The 23881-nt window shown below is 75.0% G+C and carries 20 protein-coding genes; 7 read left to right on the plus strand and 13 right to left on the minus strand.

What is annotated here, in order from left to right; genetic code table 11:
• Window positions 1-14 precede the first annotated feature (14 nt).
• Both AB0O09_RS27420 and AB0O09_RS27425 read right to left on the minus strand, forming a co-directional pair.
• On the minus strand, window positions 15-812 hold the full coding sequence (locus tag AB0O09_RS27420) for an SGNH/GDSL hydrolase family protein (RefSeq protein ID WP_363545709.1): 798 nt from the start codon (window positions 810-812) through the stop codon (window positions 15-17).
• A gap of 222 nt (window positions 813-1034) precedes the next feature.
• The gene (locus AB0O09_RS27425) at window positions 1035-1634 is read right to left on the minus strand and encodes an NUDIX hydrolase (protein ID WP_363545712.1); all 600 of its coding nucleotides are present in this window, start codon (window positions 1632-1634) and stop codon (window positions 1035-1037) included.
• Between the two features lie 335 nt (window positions 1635-1969).
• Between AB0O09_RS27425 and AB0O09_RS27430 the strand changes: the two genes are divergently transcribed.
• Both AB0O09_RS27430 and AB0O09_RS27435 read left to right on the plus strand, forming a co-directional pair.
• Window positions 1970-3142, plus strand: a complete 1173-nt coding sequence (locus AB0O09_RS27430) for an exonuclease SbcCD subunit D (RefSeq protein ID WP_363545714.1) — start codon at window positions 1970-1972, stop codon at window positions 3140-3142.
• The gene (locus AB0O09_RS27435) at window positions 3139-6288 is read left to right on the plus strand and encodes an SMC family ATPase (RefSeq protein WP_363545717.1); all 3150 of its coding nucleotides are present in this window, start codon (window positions 3139-3141) and stop codon (window positions 6286-6288) included. Before AB0O09_RS27430 ends, AB0O09_RS27435 begins: the two co-directional genes overlap by 4 nt.
• 61 nt (window positions 6289-6349) lie before the next feature.
• Here AB0O09_RS27435 and AB0O09_RS27440 read toward each other — a convergent pair whose 3' ends face one another.
• The 3 genes from AB0O09_RS27440 to AB0O09_RS27450 all read right to left on the minus strand — a co-directional run bounded on the left by AB0O09_RS27440 (window position 6350) and on the right by AB0O09_RS27450 (window position 7534).
• Entirely contained in the window at window positions 6350-6577 is a 228-nt protein-coding gene (locus AB0O09_RS27440; protein WP_363545720.1) for a hypothetical protein, read from the minus strand.
• A gap of 97 nt (window positions 6578-6674) precedes the next feature.
• On the minus strand, window positions 6675-7097 hold the full coding sequence (locus tag AB0O09_RS27445; RefSeq protein WP_363545723.1) for a YjbQ family protein: 423 nt from the start codon (window positions 7095-7097) through the stop codon (window positions 6675-6677).
• 161 nt (window positions 7098-7258) lie between these two features.
• Window positions 7259-7534 carry a hypothetical protein gene (locus AB0O09_RS27450; RefSeq protein ID WP_363545726.1) on the minus strand — a complete coding sequence of 92 codons (276 nt, stop codon included), beginning with the start codon at window positions 7532-7534 and terminating at the stop codon, window positions 7259-7261.
• A gap of 919 nt (window positions 7535-8453) precedes the next feature.
• Here AB0O09_RS27450 and AB0O09_RS27455 point away from each other — a divergent pair.
• The gene (locus AB0O09_RS27455) at window positions 8454-10688 is read left to right on the plus strand and encodes a bifunctional glycosyltransferase family 2 protein/CDP-glycerol:glycerophosphate glycerophosphotransferase (RefSeq protein ID WP_363545729.1); all 2235 of its coding nucleotides are present in this window, start codon (window positions 8454-8456) and stop codon (window positions 10686-10688) included.
• 197 nt (window positions 10689-10885) lie between these two features.
• Entirely contained in the window at window positions 10886-11557 is a 672-nt protein-coding gene (locus AB0O09_RS27460) for a lysophospholipid acyltransferase family protein (protein ID WP_030265561.1), read from the plus strand.
• On the opposite strand, the gene AB0O09_RS27465 is transcribed toward AB0O09_RS27460, so the two are convergent.
• Window positions 11530-12411 (minus strand): alpha/beta fold hydrolase, encoded by an 882-nt coding sequence (locus AB0O09_RS27465; protein WP_363545732.1) that lies wholly within the window; start codon window positions 12409-12411, stop codon window positions 11530-11532. The two genes, AB0O09_RS27460 and AB0O09_RS27465, sit on opposite strands and share 28 nt — an antisense overlap.
• Window positions 12412-12546: 135 nt before the next feature.
• Between AB0O09_RS27465 and AB0O09_RS27470 the strand changes: the two genes are divergently transcribed.
• Window positions 12547-12987 (plus strand): helix-turn-helix domain-containing protein, encoded by a 441-nt coding sequence (locus tag AB0O09_RS27470; RefSeq protein ID WP_363545759.1) that lies wholly within the window; start codon window positions 12547-12549, stop codon window positions 12985-12987.
• Between the two features lie 96 nt (window positions 12988-13083).
• Here AB0O09_RS27470 and AB0O09_RS27475 read toward each other — a convergent pair whose 3' ends face one another.
• From AB0O09_RS27475 to AB0O09_RS27500, 6 genes are all read right to left on the minus strand, one after another.
• A complete protein-coding gene (locus tag AB0O09_RS27475) occupies window positions 13084-14883 on the minus strand; it encodes an ABC transporter ATP-binding protein (protein WP_363545735.1) in 1800 nt (599 codons plus the stop codon).
• Between the two features lie 122 nt (window positions 14884-15005).
• Complete coding sequence (locus AB0O09_RS27480; RefSeq protein WP_363545738.1) at window positions 15006-15779, minus strand: SDR family NAD(P)-dependent oxidoreductase; 774 nt, start codon at window positions 15777-15779, stop codon at window positions 15006-15008.
• Window positions 15780-15873: 94 nt separating this feature from the next.
• Window positions 15874-16878 carry a zinc metalloprotease gene (locus AB0O09_RS27485; RefSeq protein ID WP_363545741.1) on the minus strand — a complete coding sequence of 335 codons (1005 nt, stop codon included), beginning with the start codon at window positions 16876-16878 and terminating at the stop codon, window positions 15874-15876.
• 253 nt (window positions 16879-17131) lie between these two features.
• Window positions 17132-18064 carry an SDR family oxidoreductase gene (locus AB0O09_RS27490; protein WP_363545744.1) on the minus strand — a complete coding sequence of 311 codons (933 nt, stop codon included), beginning with the start codon at window positions 18062-18064 and terminating at the stop codon, window positions 17132-17134.
• Window positions 18061-19005, minus strand: coding sequence for an alpha/beta hydrolase (locus AB0O09_RS27495; protein WP_363545747.1), 945 nt, complete (start codon window positions 19003-19005; stop codon window positions 18061-18063). The genes AB0O09_RS27490 and AB0O09_RS27495 overlap by 4 nt, the downstream gene beginning before the upstream one ends.
• Window positions 19002-20555, minus strand: coding sequence for an NAD(P)/FAD-dependent oxidoreductase (locus AB0O09_RS27500; protein ID WP_363545750.1), 1554 nt, complete (start codon window positions 20553-20555; stop codon window positions 19002-19004). The genes AB0O09_RS27495 and AB0O09_RS27500 overlap by 4 nt, the downstream gene beginning before the upstream one ends.
• 207 nt (window positions 20556-20762) lie before the next feature.
• Between AB0O09_RS27500 and AB0O09_RS27505 the strand changes: the two genes are divergently transcribed.
• Together AB0O09_RS27505 and AB0O09_RS27510 are read left to right on the plus strand one after the other, a co-directional pair.
• Window positions 20763-21518: a MerR family transcriptional regulator gene (locus tag AB0O09_RS27505; RefSeq protein WP_363545752.1), complete on the plus strand. Its 756-nt coding sequence runs from the start codon at window positions 20763-20765 to the stop codon at window positions 21516-21518.
• A 117-nt stretch (window positions 21519-21635) separates the two neighbouring features.
• Entirely contained in the window at window positions 21636-22526 is an 891-nt protein-coding gene (locus AB0O09_RS27510; protein WP_363545755.1) for a DMT family transporter, read from the plus strand.
• Between the two features lie 207 nt (window positions 22527-22733).
• Here AB0O09_RS27510 and AB0O09_RS27515 read toward each other — a convergent pair whose 3' ends face one another.
• Entirely contained in the window at window positions 22734-23507 is a 774-nt protein-coding gene (locus tag AB0O09_RS27515) for a (2Fe-2S)-binding protein (protein ID WP_363545757.1), read from the minus strand.
• Window positions 23508-23881: the final 374 nt, after the last annotated feature.

Consider the following 23881-nt stretch of genomic DNA (forward strand, 5'->3'; position numbering starts at 1 on the left):
CGGGCCGGTGGAGGTCAAGCCGCGGCGCTGAACGAGGGCAGGTAGCCGCCGGACTGGCCGGCCTTGTTGGGGTGGTAGCTCTCGTCGACGGGCAGCGTGGTGCTGTTGAGCCACTGGGTGGACGAGCCGCAGATCTCGTGCTCGGTGAAGATGCTGCGGACGTCCTTGAAGGTGAAGCCGGCGTTGGCCGCGCGCTTGGCGATGACCGAGTCGAGGGTGTCGGCGGCGCCGTTGATCGCGGTGCGCTTGGTGTCGCCGATCCCGAAGATGCAGCTGCCGCCGATCTTGTAGAGGTGCGGGTAGCCGAGCACCACGACGTGCGCGTTGGGGGCCTTGCTGCGGATCGCCGAGTACACCGCGTCGAGCTGGCCGGGCAGGGTGTTGGTGGCGTAGGACTTCGCGGCCGCCACCGCGCTCAGGCAGCTGCTCTCGGAGTTGAGCACGCAGGTCTGCATGGTGCTGGCGAAGCCGGCGTCGTTGCCGCCGATGGTGATGCTCACCAGGGTGGTGCTCGAACTGAGTGCGGAGACCTGGTTGTTCAGCACGTCGCCGGTCTTCGCGCCGGAGCAGGCGACGAAGCTGAACGAGGTGGGGGCGTTGGCGTTCTTCCAGAGGTACGGGTAGGCATTGGTGCTGCGCTTGCAACTGCCGCTGTCGCCGGTGTAGCTGCCCGCTCCGACGCCCGCGGAGTACGAGTCGCCGAGGGCGACGTAGCGTGCTCCGGCGGCCGAGGCGTCGGTGGCGGTGATCAGGGTGGCGAGGGAGAGCGCGAGCGCCGTGGCCGCGACGGGCAGGACTCTGGTGCGAGGCATGGGGGAACCTCCGGGTGGGGGGGTGAATGCAATCCGGAAGTGGGGGTGACCCGGATCACACTGTTGTGATACCAGGCAGTAGCCTCGCCGGATAGTGCCCATGCCAAAGTTGTTGACGGAGCATCGGATGTGGCACCGTCACGTCACCGCGGTGCCATCCGGAATTCCGATGGAAACCTTTTCTGAAAGCAGGATTGACGGATCGTCAAAGAATCCTGGGAGTCATCCGAAGAGGACGCAGCCGGCCGGCGGGAGCTCCTCGATCGTCTCGTTCGCCGAGGCCGGCACCCCGAGGTGCACCACCGCCGCGGTCACCGCCGCCCGGGCCTGGCGGACGCCCTGCGGGCCCCAGCCCAGCAGTTCGACCGCGAGGCCGGGGGCGACCAGCAGCCGCCGGTAGTGCCGGCCCGAGGCCGGGTCCGGCCGCGAGGGGCCCACCCGGCGCAGCGCCGCCGCCATCCGGACGCGGGCGCACTCGTGCCCGCCGTTCGCCGAGCCCACCCGGTCGTAGAGGTAGCCGAGGTACCGGGGGCGGCCGATCACCGCCTGTGCCTCCTCCCCCGCCTCCCGGGCGAGGGCCGCGGCCGGGTCCCCCCCGTCCTCCTGCTCCAGCGAGCCGCCGGGCAGGCTGACGATGCCGTCCCTCGGGTTGACCAGGGTGAGCACCCGCCCGTCCGGGGCGAACAGCCAGCCCCAGGACTGCTTGACCGGCAGCCCGGCCGGCACGTCCTCGCCGGGCCGCCAGGGCCAGCCCGCGATCGGCCGGCGCCGGACCCTCCCGAGCAGGTCGGCGATCTCCGCGCTGTACTCGATGCGGTTCACGCGTGTCCCCTCCGGTCCCGGGCCGCCGGCGCGCCCGGTCGGCGGCCGGGGAGCGGGTGCGGCGGGCCGCCGCCCGCTCCGACTGTTGATCTTCCCCGAACATCCGGTCGATGAACAGTCCTGGCCGCCGCCCGGGGCATACCCGCAACGCCGCCGTGCCCGCGTCGCGACCCTACCGCCCGTCACCGACCGTCCGCCCGCGATCACGGATCGGCACCGGTCGCGCCGGTCACCGGCCCGGGCCCTCCCTTTCGGATCGTGCCGGGCGCACGACGCCGGGCACGATCCGAAAGGGAGGACCCGGCTGTCGGCGGAGCCCGTTATGGTCGATGCCCATGCGACTCCTGCATACCTCCGACTGGCACCTCGGCCGCTCCTTCCACCGGGAGAGCCTGCACGACGCCCAGCGCGCCTTCCTCGACCACCTGGTCGCGGTGGCCGCGGCGGAGCGGGTGGACGCTGTGCTGGTCGCGGGCGACGTGTACGACCGGGCGCTGCCCGGCCTGGAGGCGGTCGCGCTCTTCGACGACGTCCTCGTCCGCCTCGCCGGGCTCGGCGTGCCGACGGTCTTCATCAGCGGGAACCACGACTCGGCCCGGCGGCTCGGCGTCGCCGCCCGGCTGATCGACCGGGCCGGCATCCACCTGCGCACCGACCCGGACGGCTGCGCCGAGCCCGTGCTGCTAGCCGACGCGCACGGCCCGGTCGCCGTCTACGGCCTGCCGTACCTGGAGCCGGCCCTGGTCCGCGAGCGCTTCGGGCTGGACCGCGGCGGCCACGAGCAGGTGCTCGGCGCCGCGATGGACGCCGTCCGCGCCGACCTCGCCGAGCGCCCGGCCGGCACCCGCGCGGTCGTCCTCGCGCACGCCTTCGTGACCGGCGGCGCCCCCAGCGACAGCGAGCGCGACATCACCGTCGGCGGGGTGGCGAGCGTGCCCGCCGCGGTCTTCGACGGCGTCCACTACGCCGCCCTCGGCCACCTGCACGGCAGTCAGCGGCTCGCCCCGCACCTGCGCTACAGCGGCTCCCCGCTGGCCTACTCGTTCTCCGAGGCCGACCACCGCAAGACCATGTGGCTGATCGAGCTGGACGCCGACGGCTCGATCGCGGAGGAGCGCCGGATCGACTGCCCGCAGCCGCGCGCGCTGGCCCGGCTGCGCGGCCGCCTCGCCGACCTGCTCGCCGCCGAGGAGCACGCCTGGGCCGAGGACTGCTGGGTGCAGGCCACCCTCACGGACGCCGCCCGGCCCCCCGAGCCGATGGAGTCGCTGCGCCGCCGCTTCCCGCACACCCTCCAGCTGCTCTTCGAGCCCGAGCCGGCCGAGGGCGACCCGCACCCCTCGTACGCGGCCCGGGTCACCGGGCGCTCCGACCTGGAGATCGCCGAGGGCTTCGTCCGGCACGTCCGGCCCGGCAGCGACCTCGGCGCGCACGAGCGCGACTGGCTCACCGAGGGCTTCGAGACCGTCCGCCGCGAGGCCGAGCTCGCCCGGGAGGCCGCCCGATGAGGCTGCACCGGCTGACCCTCACCGCCTTCGGCCCGTTCGCGGGCACCGAGGAGGTGGACTTCGACCGCCTCGCCTCGACGGGGCTCTTCCTGCTGCGCGGCGCGACCGGCGCCGGCAAGTCCAGCGTGCTCGACGCGGTCTGCTACGCCCTCTACGGCGAGGTGCCCGGCGCCCGCCGGGGCAACCCGCTGCGCAGCGACCACGCCGCGCCCGGTCTGCTCACCGAGGTCCGGCTCGACCTCACGCTGGGCAGCCGGCGGCTGGAGATCACCCGCAGCCCCGAGCAGCAGCGGCCCAAGCTGCGCGGCACCGGCACCACCACGGAGAAGCCGCAGACCCTGCTGCGCGAGTGGGCCGCGGACGCCGGCGACGGCACCCCCGGCTGGCGGGCCGTCAGCCGCTCCCACCAGGAGGCCGGCGAGGAGATCCGCCGCCTGGTCGGCATGAGCCGCGAGCAGTTCTGCCAGGTCGTCCTGCTGCCGCAGGGCGACTTCGCGCGTTTCCTGCGGGCCGACACCAAGCAGCGCGCCGAACTGCTCGGCCGGCTCTTCGACACCCAGCGGTTCGGCCAGGTCGAGCGCTGGCTCGCCGAGCGCCGGCTCCGCCAGGAGGCGGCCGTCCGCGACGGCCGGCAGCGGCTGCGCGACCTGGCCGCCCGGGCCGCCGAGGCCGCCGGCCCGGGCGGCGAACCCGCGGACGACTGGCTGCCCGCCGAGGACGGCTCCGCGGCGAGCGCCGCCGGCCTGGTCGACGGGGTGCTCGGCTGGGCCGCGATCCTGCGCAGCCAGGCCGCCGAGCAGCGGGCCGTGGCCGACGCCGCCCTCGCCGCGGCCCGGCGGGCGCAGGCCGACGCGGACGGGCGGCGGCGGGCCGCGGACACCCTCGCCGAGCAGCAGCTCCGGCACGCGGCGGCGGTCGGCACCGCCCGGCGGCTGGCCGAGGAGGGCGCGGCGCTCGGTCCCGAGCGCCGCCGGCTCGCCGCGGCCCGGGCCGCCCTGGGGGTGGAGTCCGCGCTCCGGCTGCGGGCCGCCGCCGAGCACGCGCACGCCGCGGCCGCCGAGGCGGAGGAGCAGTGCCGGGCCGCCCTGCGGCGGCGCTTCGCCGCGGTGCCGGTACGGGCCGGTGCCGCGGGCTCCGACACCGGCGAGGGGGCAGGCGCCGACGGCGGGCCCGGGACGCTGCTGCCGCACCAGGCCGGGCCGGCCGGGGCACGGCCGGTCGCCGGGGCGGACGCGGCCGCGCTGGCCGCCGAGGAGCGCCGGCTGCGCACCGCGGTCGGCGAGCTCACCGCCGCCCGGGCCGCCGAGCGCCGCCACGACGAGGCCGGGCACGAGGCCGCCGACCTGACGCACCGCCGGGACACCGCCGAACAGCTCGTCGAGGACGCCCGGGACTGGCTGGCCGAGGTCGACGCCCGGCTGAAGGCGCTGCAGGCCGAGCGGGCCGCCGCGGAGGCCGCCGCCGGGACGGTGCTCCGGCTGGACGAACGGCGGGCCGAGCTCGCCGGCCGCCGCGCCGCCGCCGACCGCCGGGACACCGTGCGGGCCGACCTCGCCCGCGCCGAGCAGCACGAGCGGGACGCCCACGACCTGGCCCTGACCGCCCGGGCGACCGCCCTCGACCTGCAGGAGCGCCGACTGGCCGGGATGGCCGCCGAACTCGCCGGTGCGCTGCGGGCCGGCGACCCCTGCCGGGTGTGCGGCGCGGCCGAGCACCCGGCCCCGGCCCGCCCCGGCGAGGGGCAGGTCACGGCCGGGGACCAGCGGCGCGCCGCCGCCGCCCAGGCCGACGCCGAACAGCGGCTGGAGGACGCCCGGCGCACGGTGGCCGGGCTGCGGGCCGACGAGTCCGCGGCCCTGGCCGTCGCCGGCGAGACGGCCTCCGCCGAGCTCGCCGAGCAGTTGGCGGCCGTGGAGGCGGAGCGGTCGGCCGCCGTCCGGCGGGCCGACGCCCTCGGCACGGCCGTCCGGCGGATCGAGCAGCTCACCGCCGAGCAGCGCCGCCGCGAGGAGCAGCTGCGGGCCGGCGGTGCGGACGCCGCCGCCGCCAACGCCCGGCTGCAGGACCTCGCCGCGGAGCGGCTGCGGCTCGCCGAGCTGATCACCGGCGCCCGGGGCGACGCCCCTTCGGTGGCCGCCCGCGCCCGGCAGCTGGACGAGGACGCCCGGGCGGTGGCCGCGGCCCTGGACGCCGTGCACGCGGCGGCGGAGACGGCCGGACGGCTGTCCGAGGCCGAGCGGGAGCTGCTGCGGGCCACCGCCGAGGCCGGGTTCGCCACCCCGGACGAGGCCCGCGCCGCGGTCCTGCCCGCGGCCGGCAGGTCCGCGATGGAGGCCCGGCTGGAGGCGCACGACCGGGCGGTGGCCGCGGTCGAGGCCGAGCTGGTCCGTCCCGAGCTGGTGGCCGCCGCGGCGCTGCCGCCCGCGGATCCGGCCGCGGCGGGGGCCGGTCAGGCGCGGGCCGCCGACCGGTTGCAGCGGGCCGCGGCGGAGGCCGGTGCCGCGGAGCGGCGCTGTGCCGCGCTGGCCCGGATCGGCGCAGAGCTGGCGGGGCTGGCCGCGGCGTTGGCCCCCGAGCTCGCCGAGTTCGGCCGGATCAGCCGGCTCGCCGCCCTGGTGGCCGGTGCCCCGGCGGAGAACGCGCTGCGGATGCGGCTGGAGTCGTACGTGCTGGCGGCCCGGCTGGAGCAGGTGGCCGCGGCGGCGAGCGACCGGCTGGTGCGGATGTCGGGCGGCCGCTACACCCTGGTGCACAGTGACGGCCCGGTCGCCGGCACCAAGCGCTCCGGCCTGTCGCTGCGGGTGGTGGACGCCTGGACGGGCCGGGACCGCGACACCGCGACGCTCTCCGGCGGCGAGAGCTTCTTCGCCTCGCTGGCCCTGGCCCTCGGCCTGGCCGACGTGGTGACGGACGAGGCGGGCGGCATGCCGTTGGACACCCTCTTCATCGACGAGGGCTTCGGCAGCCTCGACGAGCAGACCCTGGAGGAGGTCATGGACGTCCTCGACGGCCTGCGCGAGCGGGACCGCGCGGTCGGCATCGTCAGCCACGTCGCCGATCTGCGCAGCCGGATCCCCTCCCAGTTGCTCGTCCGCAAGCAGCGGCACGGCTCGACCCTGGCCGTCGCCGACCGGGAGGACGCCTGAACCTCCGTCAGCGGTGTTCCGGCCGGGGCGCGGCGGGTCCGCCGACCGGGGTGACGGGCGGTCAGCCCGCGCAGGCGATCCGCTGGGCCTGCTGCCAGGTGCAGACCGCGCAGAGCGTCGAGCCGACGTGGTCGGCCGGGTACTCGGTCGGCTCGCCGCACAGGACGCAGTCCGCGCGCGGGCCGGTGTCGGCCGCCGGGGTGAGGCCCTGCACGGCCCGGTCGGCGGCGGGGGCGAGCTCGCAGACGGCGTCCGTCGCGGCGGCGGTGGAGGTGTCGGGCTCGGTCATGGTCGGCCTCCTCGGTGGTGGTGGGCGTTCCGGGTCCGCCCCGGGCGGGTGGGCGGTGGCACCGTCGGCAACGCCGGACGGCGGGCGGGTATGCCCGTCAGCCGAGGAAGCTGAGCCGTACCGTCCGCCGCGGGTTGTCGACGTTGGTGTCGACCAGGACGACGGACTGCCAGATGCCGAGCGCGAGCTTGCCGCCGATCACCGGCAGGGTGGCGTGCGGGGCGACCAGCCCGGGCAGCACGTGGTCGCGGCCGTGGCCGGGGGTGCCGTGCCGGTGCCGCCAGCGGCCGTCCGCGGGCAGCAGGTCGCGGAGCACGGCGAGCAGGTCGTCGTCGCTGCCGGCGCCCGTCTCGATCACGGCGATGCCCGCGGTGGCGTGCGGGACGAAGACGTTGAGCAGCCCGTCGCGGCCGGCGGCCGCGGTGGTGAGGAAGGCCGCGCAGCGCTCGGTGATGTCGAGGGCGACCTCACCGGCGCCGGTGGTGGTCTCGAAGGTCAGCGTGTGGAAGGTGTCCGCCATGGGGCCATCCTGACGCATGGCCGCCGCGGACCGGCGGATGTCCCGGGGAGTGGGACGGAGGCATGACGGAGACCCGGCGGACGGTGGCTGTCCGTCGGGTCGTCGGCCGGGCACGGGCCCGGCCGGTGCGCGGCGCCCGCTGCCGGGCCGCCGCCGCGCTGCTAGTGCCGGCTGCCGAACAGGCTGCGGCGCAGGCGGCGCAGCGGAGTGAGCAGCGACACCCGGGCGGTGCGCCGGGGCGCGGCCTGCGTGCCGGTCGCACCGGTGCCGCGCGGCGTGAGCTCCCTTATCAGGCCGAGGGCCTCGGCCGTGTCGACCGCCGAGAGCGCGGGCGCGCCGAGTACGGCCAGGTGGCGGTCGATCCGGCGGCCGGTCGTGCCGACACCGCACTGGATCGCCGGCACTCGCGGCCGGGGTCGCACTTGCATCTGTTCCATCGTTTCCCACCCCTACGAGGCGCCAGGGCCGTGAGGCGAAGACTATCCGTGAGTGGCTCTCCGCGCGCAAGCGTCCTGGTGTTCTGCCACCGTATCGTGCGAACGGATCTGACACTTCACCAGACGGCCGTGGCCTCGGTCACGACTGGGCATCGATCACCGGCGACACAGCACCGCAGGTCGGGCATATCGGGCGCACTTCAAACCTGTCGGCGGCAGCACGCCGGGTGCCGCAGCCGCGTACGGCGGCACGGGCCCGGCGCGCAGGGGGCGGGAGGAGCTCCGGGGGTGCGGCCGGCGGGCAGCCCGCGCGGGTGACGCGGCGGCCGGCCGGGTCACCGGTGCGGGTGAGAGTGCGGGCCTGCGCCGCAGCCCGGCCCGACTACGGAAGACCATCCGGAGTGCCTTCACAACTTGAACGCGTCCGAGGGATTGACGCGGCGGAAACCTACAAGCAATATTTCCTCAGACACGGAGTTCCCGAGCCACCCCTCGAGACTCCTGTCGAATGAGTTCGACAGATGAAGAAAACTTCCGACACCTGCTGAGTCACTGTCCGGCCGTCTCGACGCTGCGGCGGCCCGACTCAGGTGCGGTGACGGACCGGCGGTCGGTCGTTGAGGGTCGGCCGGACCGCCAAACCGGACTGCCGGTGCCGCCGCTCGCACGGCGCGGCACCGGCGGTCGCGTTTTCCGGCCGCCGTCCGGGGCCGCTGCCCAGTCCCCGGACGGCGGGCCGTGACGCCCGCGCCCGTCGGCACCCCCTCGACACCCGCCGCGCTTTCACAGTCCGAAGCGGTCGGACCGAGACACATCCCGACACCCCGCCGATCACTTTCTGTCAACCGGCCGTCCACTTGCGCTCGCTACAGTGGGCTGTACCGGGCGAGCAGCCGCCGACCCACCTGTCCTGCGCGGAGTGAACACGAGCGTGATCCCCCTCCTCAGCATCGTCCTGCCGGTCCACGGAGTGGAGCGCTTCCTCCCCGACTGCCTGGACTCCCTGCGCGCGGAGAGCGCCGCCCCCGGCGAGGTCGAGATCATCGCGGTGGACGACCTCTCCCCCGACGGCTGCGGGGCGATCCTCGACCGGTACGCGGCCGACGACCCCCGGCTGCGGGTCCGCCACCTCACCGAGAACCGCGGCCTCGGCGGCGCCCGCGAGGCCGGGCTGGCCGAGGCCGGCGGCCGCTGGGTCTGGTTCGTCGACAGCGACGACCGACTGCTGGACGGCGCCCTCGACGCCGTCCTCGCCGAGCTGCGCGCCGAGGAGGAGCGGGCCGCGTCCGGGCTGCCCCCGGCCGACGTGCTGCTCACCGACTTCGTGCACGTCTACAACGACGGCGGGGCCGCACCCAACCCCTGGCACCACCACCTGACCGGGCCCGAGCTGGCCGCCGGCTGCACCGCGGCCGACCACCCCGACCTGCTGCGCGCCGTGATGGCGGTGTGGAACAAGGTGCTGCGCCGCGACTACCTGCTGGGCCTCGGCGTCTCCTTCGGCCGCGGATACTACGAGGACATCTCCGTCACCTACCCGGCGCTGCTCGCCGCCGGCCGGCTGCGGTTCCTGGACCGCCCCTGCTACGCGTACCGCCGCGGCCGCCCGGGGGCGATCACCAGCACCCCCTCCCCCAAGCACGCCGACGCCTTCGCCCAGTACGAGGAGATCTTCGCCTTCCTGGACCGGCGCCCCCACCCGCTGCGGGCGACCGTCTTCGAGCGGACCGTCCGGCAGGCCCTCACCGTCTACGACACGCCGGGCCTGGTGCCGCCGGCGTCCCGCCCGGACTTCTTCCGCCGGATCACCGAGCACATCGCCCGGCACCGCCCGCCCGGCCACCTCTTCCCGCGCGGGCCGCGCGGACTGTCCTACCGGCTCGCCGCCCGCGGCGCCCGCCGTTCCTACGACGAACTGCGCCGGACCCGCGCCCTGCCGCGGGCCGCCCGCCGCCACACCCTGGCCGTCGCCCCGGCCGTCCGCCGGGTGGTGCGCGGCGGCGCCCGGTTCGCCGTCTACAACGCCTTCCGCCGGCTGCCGATGGACGAGCACCTCGCGGTGTACGCCGCCTACTGGCACCGCGGCTACGCCTGCAACCCGGCCGCCATCTACGAGCGCGCCCGCGAACTGGCCCCGCAGATCCGCGGCGTGTGGGTGGTGGAGACCCCCGCCCAGGCCGCCGCGCTGCCGCCCGGGGTGCCGTACGTGCTGCTCAACTCCCCCGGCTACCTGCGGGCGATGGCCACCGCCAAGTACTTCGTCAACAACGTGAACTTCCCGCACACCATGGGCAAGCGGCCGGGCTCCGTGCACCTGCAGACCCAGCACGGCACCCCGCTCAAGAGCATGGGGATGGACCTGAAGGACCATCCGATCGCCGCGGACGGCATGGACTTCGGCCGTCTCCAGGAGGCCGTCGACCGCTGGGACTACCTGGTCTCCCCCAATCCGCACACCAGCGAGCACTTCGCCCGCGCCTTCCCCGGCCGGTACCGGATCCTGGAGACCGGCTACCCGCGCAACGACCGGCTGGCGCTCGCCACCGCCGAGGAGTGCGCCGCCGTCCGCGAGGCGCTCGGCATCCGCACCGGGCAGCGCACCGTGCTCTACGCGCCGACCCACCGGGAGGCCCGCGGCGGCTACCTGCCGCTGCTCGACCTGCCCGAGCTGGCCCGCCGGCTCGGCCCCGGCCACACCCTGCTGGTGCGCACCCACTACTTCCACACCGGCGGTGCGGGCGACCTCACCGCCGGACCCGACGCCGCCCGCATCGTGGACGTCTCCGACCACCCGGTGGTCGAGGACCTGTACCTCGCCGCGGACGCGCTGGTCACGGACTACTCCTCGATGATGTTCGACTACGCCGTGCTGGACCGGCCGATCACGCTCTTCGCCCCGGACTGGGACGAGTACCGGGCCGTCCGCGGCGTCTACTTCGACCTGCTCGCCGAGCCGCCCGGCGCGGTCGCCACCACCACCGGACAGGCGGCCGACGCCCTGCTGGCCGGCGACCCGGACCCGCAGCTGCGGGCGCGCTTCCGCGAGCGGTTCTGCCCGTGGGACGACGGGCACGCCGCCGAGCGCGTCGTCCGGGAGGTCTTCCCGACCGGCGCGCAGGCCACCGCCCCGGACCGCCGGGTGCTCACGGCCTGACACCGCCCCGGCGCACCGGGTGACGGGCCGTCAGCCTACCGCGTCCGGCTGCGCGACCGCGCGGGTGCGCAGCGTGACGAGGATCTCGGTCGACCCGCCCCGGGAGGGAGTGGACGGACGCCGGGGTGCATGTCGTAATGTGCGGACTGATCCCGCGCCGACCGGTCGGGACACCGTCGGCCGGCCAGGGAGGGCCCATGCTCAACCTCATCACGAAGCTCGTGCTCAAGCCGCTGGCGAAGACCGTCTACCGGCCGGTCGTCGAGGGCCTGGAGCACGTGCCTCGCAAGGGTGGGGTGATCCTGGCCAGCAACCACCTGTCCTTCATCGACAGCGTGGTGATCCCGCTGACGGCCCCGCGCCAGGTGTACTTCCTGGCGAAGGCCGAGTACTTCACCGGCACCGGGCTCAAGGGTGCGGTCTCCCGCGCGTTCTTCACCTCGGTGATCAACGCCGTGCCGGTCGAGCGCGGCGAGATCCGCGCGGCCGCCGCCTCGCTGGAGCAGGCGCTGGAGATCCTCAACGACGGCAAGGCCTTCGGCATCTACCCGGAGGGCACCCGTTCGCTGGACGGCCGGCTCTACAAGGGCAAGACGGGCGTGGCCTGGCTGGCGCTGACCGCCGGCGTGCCGGTCGTCCCGGTCGCCCTGGAGGGCCCGCAGGAGATCCTGCCGGTCGGCCGCCGGATCCCGCGGATCCGCCGGGTGACGGTCCGCTTCGGCAAGCCCCTGCACTTCCCGGAGCTGCACGGCCAGGCCCGTTCGGCCCGGGCCCGCCGCCAGGTCACCGACGAGGTGATGGCGGCGATCCACGAGCTGTCCGGCCAGGAGCTGGCCGAGGCCTACAACGAGGCGCCGAAGGCCGCCTGATCCCGTCCGCGGCCGAGGAAGGCCGCCAGCCGGGCGTTCAGCGCGTCCCCGCCCACCACGGGCAGCCCGTGGTGGGTCGCCCCCTCCAGCACCGCCACCTCGCCGTCCGGCAGCGCCCTGCGGGCCGCCGCGGCGACCTTCCGCGCGTCGTGCGCCCCGCTGCGGCCGGCCACCAGCACCAGCACGGGGCCGCGCAGCGCGGCGGCGTCCGGTCGGCGCAGCCGCAGCGGCCGGGCCAGGTCGGGCAGGCCGACGCCCTGCCCGTACACCTCGGCGCAGTCCGGGTCGGCGGTGCCCGCGGTCTCCCGGGCCAGCAGGGCGAGGGCGTTCGCCCGGGTGGGGCGGAGCAGCAGCGGCAGCGCGCGCAGCACGTAGCCGGGCCGGAAGCCGGCGAAGCACTGGGTGGGGTCGAGCAGGGCGAGCCGGTCGACCCGTTGCGGCCTGCGCTCCGCGTACCCGAACGCCAGCAGGGCGCCGTAGGAGTGGCCGCAGAGGTCGGCGCGCCCGGCGCCGAGCCCGTCCAGCAGCGCGTCCAGCCAGGCGGTGAGGTCGCCACCGGTGCGCAGCGGCCGGCCGCCGCGGGCGCTGCGTCCCGCGTCGCCGGGCAGGTCGACCGCGAACACCCGGTGCCGCCCGCCGAGGGCGGCGGCGGTGCCGGCCCAGACCGCGCCGGTGGCGCCGCCGCCGGGCAGCAGGACGAGCGGCGGCGCACCGGCCGGGCCGTGGGCGTGCACCCGGGTGGTGCCGTACGGGGTGGGGACGTCGAGTTCGGCGGTGCCGGCCGGCCAGCGGGCCAGCAGGGCGTCGTAGGCGGCGTCGAAGTCCTGGTGCGTGCGGGGCGCGGTGGTGGACACAGGTGACCCCCCGGTCGTCTCGGTGGAGATGTCTCGTTGACCAATTCTCTCGCTGAACGAGAGAATAACCCCGGAGGGGCCGACGGAGGAAGGACGGTGGCTGTGGTGACGGAGGAACGGCCGGAGGGGCCGGCGATGGACCTGGTGCACCTGCTGCGCGCGGTGACGGTGGAGTTCGACCTGCTCGGCGCGGAGTTCGCGGCCCGGCACGGCCTGCACCCGACGGACCTGCGGGCGCTCGTCCACCTGCTGGACGCGGCCCGGGCCGGCGAGACCGTCACCCCCGGCCGGCTCGGCGCGGCGCTGCGGCTCAACTCGGCCGGCACCACCGGCCTGGTCGACCGGCTGGAACGGCTCGGCCTGGTGGCGCGCACCCGGGACGACCGGGACCGCCGCCGGGTGCTGCTCACCGTGGACGAGAAGGCGGTCGGGCTCGGCTGGTCGTTCTTCGGCCCGCTGATCGGGGCCCTGGTGGGCACGGCGGACGACTTCGACGCCGCGGAACTCGCGACCGTCCGCCGCTACCTGACGGCCGCGCTGGCGGCGGCCGCCGCGGCCCGCGAATCCGCCGACTGACACCGGACCCGGCCCGCGGGAGGGGGCGCACCACCAGGGGCGCGTGGGGGCACTTCCGGTGATGCACCCGCGTGGTGCCCGCCTTGAGGACGCTCCCTAGGCGACCTCCTCGCGGCGGAGCAGGGCGGCGTAGTGGCCGCCGCGGTCGAGGAGTTCCTCGTGGCTGCCGAGCTCCAGCACCTCGCCGGCGTCGAGCACGGCGATCTGGTCGGCGTGCCGGACGGTGGAGAGCCGGTGGGCGATGGTGATGGTGGTGCGGCCGACGGCGAGCGCGTCGATGGCCTGCTGGACGGCGGCCTCGGTGCGGTTGTCGAGGGCGCTGGTGGCCTCGTCCAGGATCAGCACGGGCGGGTTGCGCAGGATGGTGCGGGCGATCGCGAGGCGCTGCTTCTCGCCGCCGGAGAAGCGGTAGCCGCGTTCGCCGACCAGGGTGTCGTAGCCGTCCGGCAGGGCGGCGATCATGGGGTGGATCTGGGCGGCCTCGGCGGCCGCGACGAGTTCCTCGTCGGTGGCGTCGGGTTTGGCGAAGCGCAGGTTGTCGGCGACCGAGGCGTGGAAGAGGTAGGTCTCCTGGGAGACCACGCCGACCGCGCGGGCCAGGGTGTCGAAGGAGAGTTCGCGGACGTCGGTGCCGTCGATGCAGACCCGCCCGCCGGTGACGTCGTACAGCCGCGGGACGAGGTAGCTGAGGGTGGTCTTGCCGGAGCCGGTCTCGCCGACCACGGCGAGCGAGCTGCCGGCCGGGACCTTGAGGTCGACGCCGGTGAGGGTGGGGCGGTCCTGGTCGCCCTGGTAGCGGAACTCGACGCCCTCGAAGGTGACGTCGCCGCGGACGCGGTCCAGGCGGACCGGGCGGTCCGGCTCGGCGATCTCCACCGGCAGGTCGAGGTATTCGAAGATCCGCTGGAAGAGCGCCAGCGAGACCTGCACCTGCACCCCGGTGGAGAGCAGGCTGACGGTCGGCCGGAAGAGGCCCTGCTGCAGCGAGACGAAGGCGACGAGGGTGCCGACCGAGACGATCGGGGCGCCGCCGGCGGAGGTCAGCCCGGCGGCCCAGTAGATCAGTGCGGGCATCGCGGCCATCACGACCTGGATGGTGGACATCCGCCAGCGCCCGGCCATGTTGACCCGGACCTCCAGGTCGGCGAGCTCGTCCGACTGGCGGGTGAAGTCCCGGGAGAGCGAGTCGGCGCGGCCCATGGTGCGGCCGAGCAGGATGCCGCTGACCGAGAGCGACTCCTGGACGGCGGAGCTCATCGCGGCGAGCTTGTGCTGCCGCTCGGTGGTGATCTTCTTCCGCTCGTTGCCGACCCGGCGGCTGATCCAGACGAAGACCGGGAGGAGCAGCAGCGAGACGACGGTCAGCCGCCAGTCGAGGGCGACCATGGCGACGACCGTGGCGACGACGCCGGTGAGGTTGGAGACCAGCGAGGTGGCGGTCATGGTGACGGTGGACTGCATGCCGCCGATGTCGTTGGCGATCCGGGACTGCACCTCGCCGGTGCGGGTGCGGGTGAAGAAGGCCAGTGACATCCGCTGCAGGTGGGCGTAGACGGCGGTGCGCAGGTCGTGCATGACGCGCTGGCCGACCACGGTGGATATCAGGGTCTGCAGCACGTTGAAGATGCTGTTGACGACCGCGGCGGCGATCATGCCGAGGCAGAGCAGGGTGAGCAGCCCGGTGCGGCCCTGCGGGATCGCGGTGTCCAGGGTGGCCCGCAGCAGGAACGGGGTGACCACCGAGACGACCGCGGAGGCCGCGACCAGCAGGCCGACCACGGCGAGCCGCCCGCGGTAGGGCCGGAACAGCGCGAGGATGCGGCGGAGCTGGGCGGGCGGGGGCTGCTCCGCCCGGTCCCGTTCGGGCGGGGTCCAGTCGATCCGGTCGAGCTTCAAGGGCGACCTCCGGGGGTGGGGCGGGCGGGACCGCCGGGCAAGGGCTGCATCATCATTAGCTTAACTAATAATGAGGCTGGCCCTATTCCTGGCGGTCCGGCCGCGCCACCCCGGTCCGGCGCTCAGTTCGGCCCGTAGCTGCGCCCGGCCTTGGAGGAGATCGCACCCGCCCGGCCGCTCGGCACCAGTCTGGCCAGCGCCACCGCCAGCTTGTAGCGCTTGCCGGGCACCGAAACGGTCTTGCCCAGCACCAGGTCGCGCAGCGAGTCGTCGACCACGCGGTCGGCGTCCAGCCAGCCCCAGGAGGGGATGTTCGAGGTGCCCATGCCGGCCCGCTGGTGGAACTCGGTCCGGGTGAAGCCGGGGCAGAGCGCCTGCAGCCGGACCCCGCTGCCGGCGATGTCGCGGGCGACGCCCTGGGTGAAGCTGACCACCCACGCCTTGCTGGCCCCGTAGGTGCCGCGCGGGAAGAAGGCGGCGACCGAGGCGACGTTGACCACCGCGCCGCGGCCCCGCTCGCGCATCCCGGGCACGGCCGCGCTCGTGATCCGCAGGACGGCCTCGACGTGCACCTTGAGCATGTCCAGCTCGGCCCCGAGCGGGACCTGGAGGAAGGCCCCCTTGTTCCCGAAGCCGGCGTTGTTGACCAGGATGTCGACCGGGTGCTCGGCGTCCCGCAGCCGTTCCTCGACCGCGGCGATGCCCGCGTCGGTGGCGAGGTCGGCGGTGAGCGTCTCGACCCGGACGCCGAAGCGCTTGCCGAGGTCCGCAGCGGCCGCCTCCAGCCGCTCGGTGTCGCGGGCGACCAGGACGAGGTCGCGGCCGTCCCTGGCGAGGCGTCGGGCGAAGGCGGCACCGATCCCCGCGGTGGCGCCGGTGATGAGAGCAGTGGTCATGCGCCGACCGTACTGGGTCGAACCGCCGGGGCGCACGGGCGCCGCCCGCCCCGGGACGGACCCGGGACGGGCGGCGCGGTCGGGCTGCGCCGGGTCAGGCCCGGTAGGCGGCCCAGGAGTTGGTCATCCGGGTCACCTGGCCCGGGGTGAACTGGTACATGCAGGAGTCGTACGTGTAGTCCATGAAGTTGTGGATCGGGTCGACACCGGTCTTGGTGGTGCAGGTGTCGCGGCCGGTCGGGCAGGCGTACGCGGCGCTCTTCTCGGCCGGGGTGTCGGCCACGTAGTCGCCGTTGCCGTTGCAGCCGCCCTGGAAGGTGTGGTAGAGCCCGAGCCAGTGGCCGACCTCGTGGGTGGCGGTGTCGCCCTCGTTGTAGTTGGTCGCCGAGCCGCCGGGCACGGAGGTGTCCAGCATCACCACCCCGTCGTCGGTCGGGTTGGAGGCGTACGAGCTCGGGAAGGTCGCCCAGCCCAGCAGGCTCTGACCGAGGCTCGCGGTGTAGAGGTTGAGCGCGTTGGCGCCGCCCTTGCGCAGGGTGGACTTCATCTGCTTCTCGGCGCTGGAGCCGGGGGTGATGCCGTTGTACCAGGCGGCCTTGTCCGTGTAGTCGGTGCCGGCCAGGGTGAAGGTGAAGGGCGTCGCGGTGTTGCCGGTGCCCTGGCCGCCGTACGCGGCGTTGAGCACGGCGATCTGGCTCGCGATCGTCGCGGCCGACAGCTTGCCGGTCGTACCGGAGTGGATGACGTGGACGTAGACCGGGATGCTCGTCGCCGCCAGGGCCGAGTCGGCAAGCAGCTGGGAGCCCTGGGAGGTCTTGGCCAGCTTGGCGACCCGGGCCTTGAGCTCGGCGTCCATCGCCTGGGCCTGCACGTCGGTGACGGCGTTCGGCTCGTGCGCGGTGGAGCCGGCGGCGCGGCGGGCGGCCGCGTCCTCGCCCCCGGTACAGGCCGAGGCGCTCGGCGCGGCCAGCACCGTGGAGGAGGCCGGCAGCACGAGCTGACCCACCGACAGGACGCCGGCGAGGGCGGTCGCGGCGAGCAGCCGGTTGCCGCGGAGGGCCGCGAGGGCAGGACGGATGACACGGGCAGAACGGCGCATCTGCTCTCCCGAGGAGGGTGTGGGGGAATGGCGGCGTTGGGGGCCGCCGAGCAGAGGCTACGCATTCCCGCCGTGCACGTGTCAGATGCGTTCCGGCCGCGAAATAGTGCGGACAAATCACTCAAATGCCGGAGGTTTACCGGCCTTTGGGCTGTTCATGGGGAGCTTTTACGCCAACGTAACCGCACCCGGTTGGCCGAAAGCCGTCAGGGCCGGGGCGCCGGATTCCGCCACCCCGGCCCGAGACTGACGATCAGTCCGCCGTGCCGTCCACTCGACCCGCCGCCGGTTCACCCGGAAGCGTGCCGGCGCTCCGGGCCGCGGTGTCGGCCTCGCCGCCCGCGCCGACCGGCCGCAACCGCTGGTCCGCGGTCGCCTTCAGCTCCGGCTCCAGCCGGGCCATGTCGCGGCGGCCGCCGAGCGCCACCACCGAAGGCACCAGCCAGCGGACCGGCTGCATGCCGCGCAGCCAGGCCTGCGCGTACACGTGCACCGAGCGACGGGCGATGCCGGCGATCAGCCGGTCCACCGCCGGTCCGAGCGGGTACGTCTTGTTGGCGGGCCAGGGCAGCCGGGCCCGCATCTGCTTCAGCACGGTGTCCTGGTCGGCGCCGCGCACCATGTCGGTGTCGGTCCAGCTGAGGTAGCCGACACCGACCCTGACGCCCTGGTGCGCCACCTCGGCGCGCAGCGCATGGGCGAACGCCTCGACGCCCGCCTTGCTGGCGCAGTACGCGGACATCAGCGGAGCCGGGGTCAGCGCGGCCAGCGAGGCGATCTGCAGCAGGTAGCCGCGGCTCTCGGTCAGCGCGGGCAGGAAGGCCCGGGCGGTGGCCACGCTGCCGAGCAGGTTGACCTCGATCACCCGGGTGAAGGCCCGGTGGTCGCTGTCCAGCAGCGGGCCGCCGATGGCGATGCCGGCGTTGGCCACCACGGTGTCGATCCGGCCGTAGCGGTCCTGGATCTGCCGGGCGACGGCGCTCAGCGCCTCCAGGTCGGTGACGTCGGCCTCCCAGGCGGAGGCGTGCGGACCGCACTCGGCGGCGACCGCCTTCAGCTCGGCCGGCTCCAGGCCGACCAGCGCCACCTTGGCACCCTGCGCGGAGAGCCGACGGGCCATCAGGGCACCGATGCCGCGGGCGGCACCGGTCACCACCACGACCTGGGAGGACAGGGGCGGGTTCATGCGGTGGCGCTCCTCTGCTTGTCGGCGGGGGTGTCGGCACGGGTGTCGGCGGTGAGGGTGACGATCCGGCGGATCTCGGCGGCCACCTCGGCGGGCCGCTCCATCGGGGACATGTGCCCGACGCCCGGCAGCTCCAGCAGGCCCTGCGGGTCGGGCAGTGCGGCGGCCATCCGGCGGGCGTGCACCGGCGGGGTCAACCGGTCCCTGCTGCCCACCACCACGGCGGTCGGCGCGGTCAGCCTCGCCAGGCCCGCGGTGACGTCCAGCTCGCCGAGCACCTTCGCCCAGCCGTGCCGGACGGAGGTCGGGCAGGCGTGCACGATCCGGGCGCAGGCGTCCACCCGGGCCGCGGGCGTGCCCGGGCCCATCGTGGCGTACTTCAGCAGGGCGCGGCTGACGCCGTTGACCGGGCCGAGCGGCAGCTTCGACTCCAGCACCGCGCGGTGCAGCGCCCGGCGCAGCCCGGCGCCGCGGACGGCCGCCGGGACGACCAGCAGTTCGGCGACCAGGTCGGCCGGGCCGGTGTTGATCAGCAGCGCGCCCGCCGTCCGGGCGGCGACCCCGCCGCGGTCGGCCGCGGCCATGATCGTCATGCCGCCCATGCTGTGGCCGGCCAGCACCGCGCGGCCGCCGTCCGGCAGGACGTCGGTGAGCACGGCCTCCAGGTCGTCGGCCAGCCGGGCCGTGCCGTACCCGGCGGAGCCGGACGGCACGTCGCTGCGACCGTGGCCGCGCTGGTCGTAGGCGACCACCCGGTGGTCGGCGGCGAGCCGGTTGACCACCGGCGCCCAGAACGGGGTGGAGCAGGTCCAGCCGTGGGCGAGGACGACCACCGGGGCGCCGGTCGGCCCGTACAGCTCCACGTTGAGCCCGGTGCCGTCGGCGGAGCGGACCCGCCTGATCGCGGCCGGGTCGGGCAGCACGCAGTCCGCGTCGATCACGCCGGCACCTCCTCGGCGGGCGCCGCGGCGGTGACGGCCGCGGGGCGCTTGATCAGCTCGTACTCGGCGAGGTCCACCCGGCGGGTGGCACGGCGGAAGGCGGTCGTCGACGCGGGCCACAGCACGGTGTTCTTCCCGCTGTCGTCGAGGTACCAGCTGACGCAGCCTCCGGTCGTCCAGACCGTGCGGTCCATCCGGTGCTGCAGTTCGAGGTTCCAGTGCCTCTGGGCGACGGCGGTGGGCTGCATGGCCGTCGCGCCGACCGCGTCCAGGGTGGTGAGCGCGTCCACCAGGTAGTTCAGCTGCGACTCGATCATCAGGATCATCGAGCTGTTGCCGAGGCCGGTGTTCGGGCCGATCACGAAGAACAGGTTGGGGAAGCCGCGCACGGTGGAGCCGCGCAGCGCCTCCATGCCGCCCTTCCACTCCTCGGCCAGGCTGCGCCCGCCGATGCCGAAGACCCGCTGGGCGATCGGCATGTCGGTGACGTGGAAGCCGGTGCCGAAGACGATCGCGTCCACCTCGTGCTCGCTGCCGTCCCCGGCCACCAGGGTCGAGCCGCGGACCTCGGCGAGCCGGGAGGAGACCACGTCGGTGTTGGCCGCGGCCAGCGCCGGGTAGTAGGTGTTGCTCAGCAGGATGCGCTTGCAGCCGATCCGGTAGTCCGGGGTCAGCCGGGCCCGCAGCGCCGGGTCCGCGACACCGCGGGCGATGTGCTTCTCGGCGATCCTCTGGACGAGCTTCAGCAGGCCGGGGCGGCGGACGAAGGCGTCCACCTGGAGCTCGCGCAGCGCGAAGAGCGTGCCGCGGCGCAGCGCGCCGGTCGGCGGCAGGGCGCCGTGCAGCCACTTCTCCAGGCCGGTGATCTCGCGGTCGCGGCGCGGCAGCACCCAGGCCGGGGTGCGCTGGAAGACCGTGAGCCGGCCGACCTGCGGCTGGATCGCCGGGATGATCTGGGCCGCGGAGGCACCGGTGCCGACGATCGCGACCCGCTTGCCCGCCAGGTCGTAGTCGTGGTCCCAGCGGGAGGAGTGGAACACCGTGCCGGGGAAGCCGGCGAGGCCGGGGACGTCCGGGATCTGCGGGTCGGCGAGCGGCCCGGCGGCGGAGACCACGGCGTCGGCCGTCCAGGTGCCGGCGGAGGTGGTGAGCCGCCAGCGGGCCGGGCCCTCCTCCCAGCGCGCCTCGGTGACCTCGGCGTTGAACCGCAGGTGCGGGCGGAGCCCGAAGGTGTCGGTGACCTTCTCCAGGTAGGCGCGGATGTCGGGCTGGCCGGAGAAGCTGCGCGGCCACTCCGGGTTCGGCGCGAAGGAGAAGGAGTACAGGTGCGAGGGGACGTCGCAGGCGCAGCCCGGGTAGCTGTTGTCGCGCCAGGTGCCGCCGACGGCCGCGGCCCGCTCCAGGATGACGAAGTCGGTGATGCCCGCCCGGCGGAGCCGGACGCCGGCGCCGAGGCCGCCGAAGCCGGAGCCGATCACGGCGACCCGCACGTGCGGATGGTCGGTCGCGCCCGCGGCGGGTGCGGCGGGCTGCTTGCTGCGCGATGCCATGCGGCGGCTCCAGGGCAGGTGGCGAGGGTGGGGGGTGTGAGGTGCGGGGTGCGGGTGGATCCGGGCGGAGCTGGTGGAACGGCGGGGACTGTCGAGCCTAACCGTGCCAGTAATCACTGGCACGATTGGCAGAGTAGCCGCTGCCGCCCCCGTGCGGAAGGAGCCGGACACGACGTCTCACGGCACGACCGCCCTATGCTGAGCGGCGTGGCGGAGATCACCAGCAGCAGCGGGCAGCCCCGCGAGTACCGCGTCGAGGAGCTCGCCGCGGCCGCCGGCATCACCACCCGGACCCTGCGCTTCTACCGCGAACGCAAGCTCCTGCAGCCGCCCCGCAAGGAGGGCCGGATCGCCTGGTACGGCGAGCAGCACCTCGCCCGGCTGAAGATGATCGGCGAACTGCTGGACCGCGGCCACACCCTCGGCGGCATCACCGAACTCATCGGCGCCGGCGAGAGCGGCCGCGACGTCGCCGACCTGATCGGCCTGCGCGACGAGATCGCCGCCCCCTGGTCCGACGAGACCCCCGTCCGGCTCGGCTGGGACGAACTCCTCGCCGCCTTCGGCGACCAGCTCACCCCCGAGAACACCGCCGAGTCCATCGCCCAGGGCTACATCACCGTCGAGGACGACGGCATCACCCACATCAGCCGCCGCCTGATGGACGCCACCCTCGCCCTGGTCGCCGAGGGCGTCCCGCTCGCCGCCGTCCTCGACGTCAGCCGCAGGACCCAGGAACACCTCGACGCCGTCGCCGAGGCCTTCACCGAACTCGCCCGCGACCACCTGCTCGGCAAGCTCGCCCACGTCGACGACCTCACCCCCGAGGAGGCCGCCGGACTGACCGAGCGGATCCGCCGGGTCCGCCCGCTCGCCCGGGCCACCGCCGACGCCCAGTTCATGCTCGCCATGGACCGCACCGTCCGGGCCGCGTACGACAAGCTGCTCTCCGAGGGCTGCTGACCGGCGGCCCGCGCCGTTTCGGCCCGCGATATTTCGGCCCGCGATATTTCGGCCCGCGATATTTCGGTGGCGATATTTCGGTCGGCGACGAACCCTCCGGCCGGTACCGTGCGCGGCATGGAGCAGACACTCACCGACGCCGCCGCGCCGCTCGACGGACGCGCCCTCGGCGCGGCCGCCACCACCGTCGTGCTGTGGGCCTCCGCCTTCGTCGTCATCCGCGACGCCGGCACCTCCTTCGGCCCCGGGGCACTCGCCCTCGGCCGGCTCGCCGTCGGCGCGATCGCCCTGATCGTCCTGCTGGCCGCCCGCGGCGAGGGGCTGCCGCCGCGGGCCGCCTGGCCCGGCATCGCCGCCTCCGGAGTGCTCTGGTTCGGGTTCTACATGGTGGCGCTCAACTGGGGCGAGCAGCAGGTCGACGCGGGCACCGCCGCGATGGTGGTCAACATCGGCCCGCTGCTCATCGCCCTGCTCGGCGGCTGGCTGCTCAAGGAGGGCTTCCCGCGCGGACTGGTCGCCGGGATCGCGGTCTCCTTCACGGGCGCCGTGGTGACCGGGCTGTCGATGTCCGGCGACGGCGGGCACGGCTCGCTGCTCGGCATCGTGCTCTGCCTGCTGTCCGCCGCGGCGTACGCGGCGGGCGTGGTGCTCCAGAAGCCCGCGCTGCGGCACGCCACTCCCCTGCAGACCACCGCCTTCGGCTGCCTGATCGGCGCGGTCGCCTGCCTGCCGTTCGCGCCCGGTCTGGTGCACGACCTCGGCCGGGCCCCGGCCTCCGCCGTCCTCGGCCTGGTCTACCTCGGCCTCTTCCCGACCGCCCTCGCCTTCACCACCTGGGCCTACGCCCTCTCCCGCACCACCGCCGGCCGGATGGGCGCCACCACGTACGCCGTCCCCGCCCTGGTGGTGCTGATGGCCTGGCTCCTCCTCGGCGAACTCCCCGCCCCCCTCGCCCTCGCCGGCGGCGCCCTCTGCCTCACCGGCGTGGCCGTCTCCCGCAGGGCCTGAACCTCGCAGGACCGGGGGAGCTTGATCAGGGGCGCGGGGAACTGCGCGCAGCGGAAGGCAACCCGCCCGGCCCTTCGACGTACCGTCGATCCGGCCGTGCTGAACATGCAATGACCGGGCGCACCGCCCCCACTGGTGCCGCCACTCCCGAGCTGCGCGGTTCCCCGCGCCCTGGGGTACCCATTCGGGTGCGATGCGCCGCGTTCGTCACTGCTCCAGGCGGCGGACGCGTTCGTCGTCGGGGGTGCGGGGGCAGGTGGTGCAGGCCTCGTCCGGGCGGACGGCGTAGTAGAGGCAGCAGCCCTGGCGGGTGCGGGTCCAGTGGCGGCGGCCCTCCGTGCCGGGGAGGCGGCGGAAGGCGGCGGCGCCGCTGAAGGGCGGGGTGCCGCCGGGCAGCAGGACGGAGGCGGCGGTGACCGCCCGGTCCTCCTCGCCGAGGGTCCGGCCGAGGTACCAGAGGGCGGAGACCAGGTCGTCGGTGACCATGCCCCAGAGGGCGCGGGGTCCGCGCCGGACGTACGGCTGGAAGGCGCCGAGCACCGGCCCCGCGTGGGCGGCGACCGCCGTCCGCAGGCCGTCCGGTCCGTGCGGCCCGTCGTCGGGGAGGTCGGCGAGCAGGGCGAGGTCTCCGGTGGACTCCTCGATCCAGAGGGCGCCGGGGGCGATCCGGGCGGCCCGTCCGTCGAGGTACCAGGGCCCGGCGGTGAGCAGGCAGAGCGACCACAGGTAGTGGTGGAGGAGCCGGGACGCGGCGACGTGCGGCCGCGGGGCGGTGCCGTGCGCGGCCTCGATGCGGGCGGCCTCGGCGGCGACGAGGGATTCGGCGCGGGCGGCCAGGGCGTCTCCGGGGCACCAGCGTTCGCGGTCGGCCGGCGGTCCGTCGAACAGGGTGACCGGCAGCGCCGGACAGATGTCGACAAGACGCCGAATCGACGTGGGTGGCCCGGCGGCGGAGGCGCGCGCGGCCGTCAGCTGGAGCATCGGAGGACTCCCGTGATCAACTAAGGTATGCCTCACCTTACATGGACCTGACGGGCCGTCGACACGCCGACACCCCGACGGATCGGCCGATTTGACGTGATTAGGTACGCCTAACCTAAGGTTCCGTTCCGTGTCCACCGCAGAGCGTCCCGTGGCCGAAGCCCGCACCGCCGCCACCGTCCCCGGCCGGACCGCGGTTTCCGGGCGCCGCCCCCGGGCACGATCGACCGCACCGGACCGGCCGCCTGACCGCCCGTCGGGCGGCCGACCCCGCCGCCCGACGCCGACACGTGCCCGCCCCCGCGCCCCGCGGGCCCCTGCCACCACCCCCGGAACACGCCCATGCGGCTGTACCAGCTTGCCCAGTACCCCTC

Source organism: Kitasatospora sp. NPDC093679, from assembly GCF_040683455.1.
Taxonomy (GTDB): Bacteria; Actinomycetota; Actinomycetes; order Streptomycetales; family Streptomycetaceae; genus Kitasatospora; species Kitasatospora arboriphila.